The organism is Apibacter sp. B3546 (assembly GCF_009827885.1).
Classification (GTDB): Bacteria; Bacteroidota; Bacteroidia; order Flavobacteriales; family Weeksellaceae; genus Apibacter.
The window spans coordinates 31,902-41,053 of record NZ_WINW01000029.1; the positions used below are offsets into that span (position 1 = coordinate 31,902).

General features: G+C 28.6%; 7 protein-coding genes. 4 read left to right on the forward strand and 3 right to left on the reverse strand.

Translation table 11 applies throughout. The features are described 5' to 3' along the window. Positions 1-134: 134 nt before the first annotated feature. From dtd to GFU93_RS04925, 3 genes are read right to left on the reverse strand one after another with little or no spacing between them, the layout of a single operon-like run. On the reverse strand, positions 135-587 hold the full coding sequence (dtd, locus tag GFU93_RS04915) for a D-aminoacyl-tRNA deacylase (protein WP_105297229.1): 453 nt from the start codon (positions 585-587) through the stop codon (positions 135-137). A gap of 17 nt (positions 588-604) precedes the next feature. Continuing rightward, entirely contained in the window at positions 605-1,525 is a 921-nt protein-coding gene (locus GFU93_RS04920) for an OmpA family protein (protein WP_160567710.1), read from the reverse strand. Positions 1,526-1,540: 15 nt separating this feature from the next. Continuing rightward, entirely contained in the window at positions 1,541-2,326 is a 786-nt protein-coding gene (locus GFU93_RS04925) for an exodeoxyribonuclease III (RefSeq protein WP_160567712.1), read from the reverse strand. Positions 2,327-2,804: 478 nt separating this feature from the next. Here GFU93_RS04925 and GFU93_RS04930 point away from each other — a divergent pair, with 478 nt between their 5' ends. The 4 genes from GFU93_RS04930 to GFU93_RS04945 form a co-directional block, all read left to right on the forward strand. Then, the gene (locus tag GFU93_RS04930; protein WP_160567714.1) at positions 2,805-5,192 is read left to right on the forward strand and encodes a TonB-dependent receptor domain-containing protein; all 2,388 of its coding nucleotides are present in this window, start codon (positions 2,805-2,807) and stop codon (positions 5,190-5,192) included. A gap of 80 nt (positions 5,193-5,272) precedes the next feature. Further along, positions 5,273-5,455 carry a hypothetical protein gene (locus GFU93_RS04935; RefSeq protein WP_160557336.1) on the forward strand — a complete coding sequence of 61 codons (183 nt, stop codon included), beginning with the start codon at positions 5,273-5,275 and terminating at the stop codon, positions 5,453-5,455. A 416-nt stretch (positions 5,456-5,871) separates the two neighbouring features. After that, entirely contained in the window at positions 5,872-7,197 is a 1,326-nt protein-coding gene (locus GFU93_RS04940; protein ID WP_160567716.1) for a radical SAM/SPASM domain-containing protein, read from the forward strand. Further along, on the forward strand, positions 7,184-9,152 hold a 1,969-nt coding region (locus GFU93_RS04945; protein ID WP_160567718.1), incomplete at its 3' end, for a peptidase domain-containing ABC transporter. The genes GFU93_RS04940 and GFU93_RS04945, both read left to right, overlap by 14 nt.

The following is a 9,152-nucleotide window of genomic DNA, read 5'->3' on the forward strand; positions in this document are numbered from 1 at the left end:
AAAACCTGATTATTTTAAATAATCAGGTTTTTTTATGCGATAAGTTTTCAATTTATTTAAGTATTCAAATTATTAATCAAAAGGTGTAAGTTTATAAAAAAAACTCTTTTAATTTGAATAACTATCTATTTTTATTATTCTTTATTTTTAGAATCTATGAGAATGGTTACCGGACCATCATTGAGTAAAGAAACTTTCATATCTGCACCGAATATCCCGGATTGGACAGGTTTTGATAATATGTTGGATAATTGATCTTTAAATTTTTCATACATAGTATTGGCAAATTCTTGTTTAGCGGCTTTTATATAACTCGGCCTATTACCTTTTTTTGTGGAAGCATGAAGGGTAAATTGGCTTACTAATAAAATATCCCCTCCAATATCCAAAATTGATTTATTCATTATTTCATTTTCATCATTAAATATTCGAAGGTTACAAATTTTATTAGACAACCAATCTATATCTTCCCGGTTGTCTGCTTCCTCAATACCTAAAAGTATCAACAAACCATGATCAATTTGGCCAACTATTTTATTATCAACTTTCACGGAAGATTCTAAAACTCTTTGGATAACCACTCTCATAAAATAAAATCTTAAAATTATAAATCATTTAAAATTTTAGTAATTTCACTCAAATTAGGAGCTATAATAATGTCAACCCTTCTATTAGCTGCTTTTCCGGTAGCTGTGGAGTTACTGGCTAGAGGAGCATATTCACTTTTACCGGAAGCGGTCATTTGCTTAGGCGATACTCCTTCGGATTGAAGAATTTTAGTTATGGCGGTTGCACGCATTACAGATAAATCCCAATTGTCTTTAATGCTTCCGCTACCGGCATATTTATCGGAATCCGTATGTCCTTGAATAATTATATTTAAACTTTTATCTTTAGATAAAACTTCGGAAAGGTCGTGAAGGGCTTTTATACCTTCTGTTTCTACCGTCCAACTTGCTGATGGAAACAGAAGTTTATTCTCCATGGAAACGTATATATTTCCATCTTTTTCTTCAACAGTAATTCCTTTTCCTGAATAATTTTTTAAAGCGATTTGAAGTTTGTTTTTTAATTTGGAAACCGATTCTTTTTGTTGAGAAATCAAGTTTTCCAACTCATTAATTCTTTTAATTTTTTCTTGAAGTTGACCTTGGGTTTGCTCTAATTCATTTAATATTTTTTTTCTGGATTGTTCCGTAGTTTGAACTTGATCAACTATTTGTGCGTTTTTGGCTTTAAGATCTTCCATATCTTTAAGTCGTTTAGCATATTCTATTTGAAGATCTGAATATTCAGCATCAAGTTGCGCTTTCTTTTTAGCCAGGGCGTCTTGTTGTTCTTGTAATGATGAATATTGGTCGGATAAAGATTTTAATTCGTTTTCTTTTTCTTGAATTGCTTTTTGACTTTTTCTTTCTCCTTGCAATGAAGCATAATATTTTTTTTCCAATTCATCGTATCTGGATTGAGGTACACACGATGCGGCGAGAATTACTAGAGAAATAATACAAGTTGCTTTTTTCATAATTAGATAATTTAATTAAAGATTTTGTGTTTTATTTAAGTCGAAATCGATACCTACCGGAGCATGGTCGGAGTGTACTGCTTGAGTTAAAATATAAGCTCTTTGTAAATGTTTTACCAAAGGCTTGGTAACCAAAGTGTAATCGATGCGCCATCCTTTATTATTACTTCTGGCTGTTTTTACACGGTATGTCCACCACGAATATTGATTGGGTTCATGATTAAAAACTCGTAAAGTATCTACCAAATTACATTGTTCAAAGAAACGGTCCATCCATTCTCTTTCTTCTGGAAGAAATCCTGACACTTTAGCATTGCGAACCGGATCATTGATGTCTATGGCTTTATGACAAATATTTATATCGCCATTAATAATAAGGTTTTTAAAATCCTTTTCTAATTTTTTAATATAATTTAATAAATATTCGCAAAATTTCATTTTAAAACCTAAACGAGAAATATTGGTTGCAGAGGGAACATATACACTTAAAACTGAAAAGTTTTCAAAATTTGCTTGTAATACTCTTCCTTCTTGATCGTATTCTTGCTCATCACAACCATATTTCACTGAAACCGGTTTTTCTTTAGATAAAATTGCTACTCCGCTATATCCCTTTTTTTCTGCCGGAAACCAGTAGGAATGATAACCCAAACTTTCAAATACTGTCGAGTCGAATTGATCAGTATGTGCTTTTATTTCTTGCAAGCAAAGTATATCAGGATTGGCAGATTTCAACCAATCAAGTAAGCCTTTATTTAATGCGGCTCTTATTCCGTTAACGTTGTAACTCAATAGTTTCATTTTACAAAAGTACTGTTTTTTATATTTCAGATTTTTATAAAAAAACGTTTTACTTGTTAATAAATTAAAAAAGAAATGTTATTTAAATCATTAGTTTATAGGATAAAGTAACTATTTAAAAAGTTAGAAGTTTACCATTGGCTAATAAGTAGAGAGAAAAAATATTTTAAAAAATATTGATATTTTATTTTAAAATGTTGTATTCAAGAATAAGTACTTATTAGGAAGCAGTATAATATGATATAATTCAGTTTTATTTAAATGTTATTATAATATAAATTTGTGTTTTAAATAAAACAAAATTACTATGAATTCATTATATTTATCTGTATTAAATTTTATAAGTTCTCTGTTTTTATAGGTTGTATCTGATCAGGAAATCAAAATTTAAAAATTTCTTTTAATTAGAGTAATTTAATTAATAATCATTTATGAAATGTATTTGTAAAACTATGGATAATGATATAAATGTGCTTGTATGAAGATTAATATTTTATTAGTTTTATTCTTTCAGTTCTTCCTAAGTTTTTCTCAAAAGGTTCATATTAAAGGAGAAATAAAATTTGAAAAAGGTAATTCCGGTCATTTAGCTGAAGTAATTCTGGCAAATCGAGATTCGATAGTAGGAAAAGTTATAGTCAAAGAAGAAGGTAAATTTCGTTTTGATCATTTGTCTCTAGGAAATTATAACTTGATCATTAAAGAATCGGAGGAAGTTTTATATGCTCAAAGCTTGGAACTTAAAGAAGATACTGATTTAGGTATACTATCCATAAGAACGCCTAACGAATTACAGGAGATATTAGTTACCGGAAAAAAAAGGTTAATTGAAAAGAAAGTTGACCGGACGATTTATAATATTGAAAATTCCATAGGATCCGCCGGAACGGATGTTTTAGATATTTTACACCTTATGCCGGGAATAGAGGTGCGAAATAATCAATTATTTCTTACAGGTAAAAGTTCGGTAAAAGTGCTGATTGATGATAAGATCGTTTCTTTGAATGGTGATGATTTATTTAATTATTTAAAAAGTATTCCTTCTGACCAGGTAAAGAATATTGAAGTTATAACTACGCCTCCCTCACAATATGATGCAGAAGGTAACTCAGGTCTTATAAATATAAATTTAAAAAAAATCAAAAAAGATTTTTGGGCATCTAACCTTACGTCTTCATATAAACAAGGGTATTACGCATCAGGTAATTTTGGAGCAAACTTTACTTACAGTAAAAATAAAATAAACTTAGGCCTATCATCTAATTACTCGAACGGCAATTACAAAAATTTAAAAAAAAGTAAGGTGTATTATCCCGAGCAATTATGGGATGAAAAGGAAACAGGCAAAAATTATCAAAATACACTCAGTTCAAAATTTTTGTTAGATTATCAATTAACTTCTAAATGGAATTCAGGAATACAATATTTGCTCAATTATTCAGAACCGCATTCTCGATATAAGGATATAACAAATTTCCATACATATGAAAATAAATTAGATTCATTACTCAGGACTAACAGCTATGAAAATTCTACAAAAAGATTGAATTCACTTAATTGGTATTCACATTTTACCATTGATAGTTTAGGTAAAAAAATAAAATTGAATTTTGATTATTTTAACTACAATACTGAGAAAAAATACAATTATTTAACCCGTTCTTATGAGACTCACAACGATCTAATTACGCGTTATTTCCCAGTTGAAAATAAGGGATCGCTAGATATTGATAATTATAGCGGCCAGGTTGATATTGATTACCCCATTTCTTTTATAAATATAAACTTACAATACGGGGCTAAAATATCTTTTACGAAAACGAAAAGCAGTTTAAAGAATTGCCTGATAAAAGGTGAGAGTGTAATTGAAAAAACGCATCAAGATGACTTTATATATAAAGAAAATTCGCAAGCTCTTTATGTTTCAGCCAGTAAAGAAATGAAAAAATGGGATATTCAACTAGGGATTAGAATGGAAAATACGCAAACTCGTGGTAATTCCATTTCACTTAATGAACGTAATAAAAATAATTATTTGAAATTTTTTCCAACTTTATATGTACTTTATAAAGCAAACGAGAATAATTCTTATTCTTTTACCTATTCCAGAAGAATTGACCGGCCGGATTACAATTCTGTTAATCCGTTCAGGAATTATTCTAATCCCTATCAATATTCTGAAGGAAACCCTTTTTTAAAACCTGTCATTAATAACAGTATTGAATTATCTTATTATTATAAAGACATTATACAAACCATTTTACAATTTATGATTCAAAAAGATAACTTTAACGATGTTACCTATTTGGATAAAGATAGTTATATACAAGCAACAAAAGTGGAGAATTATTTTGATAATTATGGGGTAGGGATAATTCAATCTTTTACCTATACTAAATTGAATTGGTTGCAAAGTAATCTAATGTTAGTCGGGGGATATCTATATTTAAAATCTAAAATTTATCCGATCACGGATAAATCTCAAGAAGGATTTATGGGTAGAATACAAGCTAATAATACATTTATCCTTAATAAAAGTAAGACACTATCAGCAGACTTGATAATTTCTTATTACCCGCGCAGTCAAGGAGCTTTAAGTACCAATTATTCATTAACACAAATGGATATGTTTTTTAAAGCTCTACTGTTGGATAAAAAAATGCAATTATCCTTACAGGTTACTAACCTATTTAATTCAGATCAATTTAGAAATAAAAGCACCAATAACGGTATAAGTGCTAAATATAGAGGGTATTATGAATCTCCTTCAATACGAATATCGTTAAGCTATAAATTAGGAAGTTCAACAGTAAAAGAAAAAAATATTGAGGGAAGTAATACAGAAGATCAGAACAGAATTAAATAAAAATACAGATTGCAATCGTTGTCCATAAATGAGTCAAGACACAAAAAGGTTACTCTAAAATTTATAATAATTATTCAAATATGAAAACAACAAAAAAAGTTGACGTTAAAAAATTTGAAACATTACAAACGTCAGGAGAAGTTTTAAAAGGAGGTTTTTCAAAATCATTAACTGCAGTTGATGCTAAGGATGTAATGGGTGGATGTATGAATGTAGGAATTTGTATAAATAAATGTACGGGTCCGGGTAGATGGAAATGTTAACAATCTTACTTTAGTCTAACAGAGTATTGTTAGCAGCAATACTCTGTTATGGACTATATATAAGTTTAAAAAAATGTCAGGAGGATTTTATAAAGCTTTATAGATATGTTAGAGTGGGTAACAGATGTATTTTAAATACACGTATAGCTGTGTTAAAATATAAAGGTCAAAGTTAGACAAAACTAAGTTTTGCCTATGAGCACTCGGTTTATAATCAAATGAATTATCATGACTTCTTATGTATTATTAAAATATTAATCTATCAATCATTTTTTATAAATATATAACGAATAATAAGATTTATTATAAAGATCGTCTTAATGTAAATACAATATAATATAAGTATAAATCAAATAAATGGATTATATTTTTCAAAATTAGTAATAGAAGAAAACTAAATAAATTAAATAAATATAATGGAAATACATTCTATGAAATATAGTCATTATAATGTATGCTTACCTTATGGAGAGCAATATGTTTTATATAATACCCTTGAGCAACGATTACTTTTTATACAATCTGAACTTAAAGAATTAATGGAAATGTATAAAACATCAGAGCTAAAAGAGATCCATCCGGAGTTTTTCAATTATATGGTAGAAGAAAAATTTATTATTAATGAGGAGATAGATGAGCTGGATGAAATAAAAAAAATAAGTAAAAGCATTGATGAAGATAATTCATTGTTTTTATTAACTATCAATCCAACTATGAATTGCAATTTTAAATGTTGGTATTGTTATGAAAATCTGGTAAAAAGTTCAAGGTTAAATGAAAATGGACTATCTAAAATCAAAAAGTTGATAGATACCATTACCAATAATAAGGATTTAAAAAATATGAATATTTCATTTTTTGGCGGAGAACCTTTATTATATTTTAATAAAAATGTAATTCCTATAATTAACTATTATTTAGAAAGATGTACAGAGAAAAATATAAATGCTTATACATCTTTCACTACTAATGGATATTTAGCAAATCAAGAATTTATAAATTTTTTCTTGGATAAAAACGTCCGATGCAATTTACAAATCACTTTAGATGGTCATAAAGAAGAACATAATAAAGTGCGCTATATAAGTCAAAATAAAGGTTCTTATGATAAAATTGTTTCAAATATAAAAAACTTGATAAAAAATAAATTCTATGTGAATGTTAGAATAAATTTCACTGATTCAAATATTTTTAATGCAAACAAAATTTATGACGATTTTGAAGATATCGAAGAAGATATTAAAACTCAATTTTTAAAATTCGATTTTCATAGAGTATGGCAAAATAAAAAAATAGATCAGACACAAGATATTGCTGATGAAGAAATGAATCAAATAAATAGCAAAGGGGGAAAAACCTCGTGCCATGAATATAGCCCGGATACCCTTCGAAATTCGTGCTATGCAGATAAAAAAAATAGTGTTGTTATCAATTATAACGGAGATATATTTAAATGCACGGCCCGTGATTTCTCTACTAAAAATAGGGAAGGATATTTAACGGAAAACGGAGAATTATTTTGGGAAAATGACTCTTTAAATAAACGAATGAATTCAAAGTTCAAGAATCGTCCATGCTTAGAATGTAAAATTTTACCTTTATGTAATGGAGGGTGTTCTCAAACTGCCTTGGAAAGTCTGGCCGCTAATAGAGAGTATTGTGTGTATTCATGGGATGAAACAGAAAAAGAAAAGGTTATAAGAAATAAAATAAGTGAAATTTTAGAGAATGCGAATAAATAAAAGGCATCGTTTACAATTTTATAATCAACTTGAAAGCAGCGATTGCGGAGCAGCCTGTCTAGCCATGATCATGAGTTATTTTGGCAAAAAAACTTCACTTAATTATATTAAATCTTTTTTTGAATTTACTCGTATTGGAGTATCTGTACAAGATCTCGTGGATGTCTCCGAAAAATTAGGATTAACAGCCCATGCGTTAAAATTAACTGTTGAAGAATTAGATGAAATTCCCACGCCTTATATTTTATATTGGAAACAAAGTCATTTTGTAGTTTTAGAAAAAATAGTTAAAAAGAAAAATCAAGTTTATTATCATTTAGCAGATCCCGGTTATGGTAAGGTAGTACTAGATAGAGAATCTTTTATAACTGAGTGGAAAGAAAACAATACTAAGGGGATCGTTTTATTTTTAGAACCTTCTGAAAATTTTTGCTCTATAAATATTGATAGTGTAAAAAATAAAAGTTTGTTTCAATCCAGTATAATAAAATATACGTATGGGTTTTTAAAAAATCATAAACGTAACTATTTCCTTGCTATATTTTTAGTTTTCATAGGATTAGTGACGAATTGGTTCATTCCTTTTACTTTTCAGAACATTATTGATTTAGGAATTTCTTCAAAATCATTACGAGTAGTTTATTATCTTTTATTAGCGCAATTTATTTTGTTCATGTCTAATTTTGCCTCAGACTTTTTTAGTCAAATTGTGCTAACTAAGCTAAACTTCATATTAAGTATTGAATTACGGAAAACATTACTTTTAAAAATATTACGTTTACCCATAGTTTTCTTTGACACTCAAATAAATACGGAAATTCTACAACGATTGGAAGATCAGCAAACCATTCAACGGTTTTTTACTTGGAAAGGGGTTACTTTACTATTGAGTTTTTTAAATGTGGTTGTTTTTAGCTGTGTATTGGCATATTTTAGCATAACCATATTTTGTGTATATCTGGTATTGTCAATAATTTCAGTATTATGGTTTTCTATTTTTTTTAATAAACGAAATATAATTGAATATGCATCATTTTTAAAAAGATCAGAAAACAGCAATAATATATACGAATTCATAATGAATATGCCTGAGATAAAAATTAATAATGCTCAGGAAAAAATTATTGATCGAATTATTTCTACTCAAGATAAATTAAACCGATTGGAAATTAAATCGTTACTTTTAAATACCTATCAGCTTTTTGGAGTTGATACACTTTCCAAATTAAAAGAAATTATTGCCATAGCATTTTGTGCAACATTTATCATAGAGGACCAAATGTCTTTGGGAACTTTAATGGGAATATCCTATGTCATCGGACAACTTTCAACACCATTACAAAATTTAATTATGTTTCTTCGTGATACACAAGATACCATTATTGCCAATAAAAGAATTGAACTAATCTATGAAATACCTGATGAAGATTCTCAAAATAAAAAGCATATAAAAAATTGCGTTATTCAAAATATTTATATTGATCATATGTCCTTTAAATATCCGGGAACCCATAATCCCTTTATACTAAAGGATATACATATGGTAATACCTAAAAACTCCATAACGGCCATTGTCGGCGCCAGTGGTAGTGGTAAAACAACTCTGTTGAAATTATTATTATCGTACTATCCTATAAAAAAAGGAGGAATATATTTAGATACCTGTTCCATGAATGATATAAATGCCGAAGAATGGAGAGAGCGATGTGGAACAGTGCTTCAAAATGGAACCATCTTTAGTGATACCATTGCAAGTAATATTTCCATGTCCGGAAAAAGCTATGATGTAGACAAGCTTAGAAAAGCAGCAAAAATAGCGGGAATACAAGATTTTATAGAAAATTTACCGATGCATTATTTCACTCGTGTCGGGAATGCCGGGATAGAATTATCGGGTGGGCAAAAACAAAGAATTCTTATAGCGAGGGCTGTTTATAAAAATCCTGAATACTTAT

Coding starts and splice junctions, on each gene's coding strand:
- dtd (WP_105297229.1), bottom strand. CDS start 587: ATGAGAGTGGTTATCCAAAGAGTTTTAGAATCTTCCGTGAAAGTTGAT.
- GFU93_RS04920 (WP_160567710.1), bottom strand. CDS start 1,525: ATGAAAAAAGCAACTTGTATTATTTCTCTAGTAATTCTCGCCGCATCG.
- GFU93_RS04925 (WP_160567712.1), bottom strand. CDS start 2,326: ATGAAACTATTGAGTTACAACGTTAACGGAATAAGAGCCGCATTAAAT.
- GFU93_RS04930 (WP_160567714.1), top strand. CDS start 2,805: ATGAAGATTAATATTTTATTAGTTTTATTCTTTCAGTTCTTCCTAAGT.
- GFU93_RS04935 (WP_160557336.1), top strand. CDS start 5,273: ATGAAAACAACAAAAAAAGTTGACGTTAAAAAATTTGAAACATTACAA.
- GFU93_RS04940 (WP_160567716.1), top strand. CDS start 5,872: ATGGAAATACATTCTATGAAATATAGTCATTATAATGTATGCTTACCT.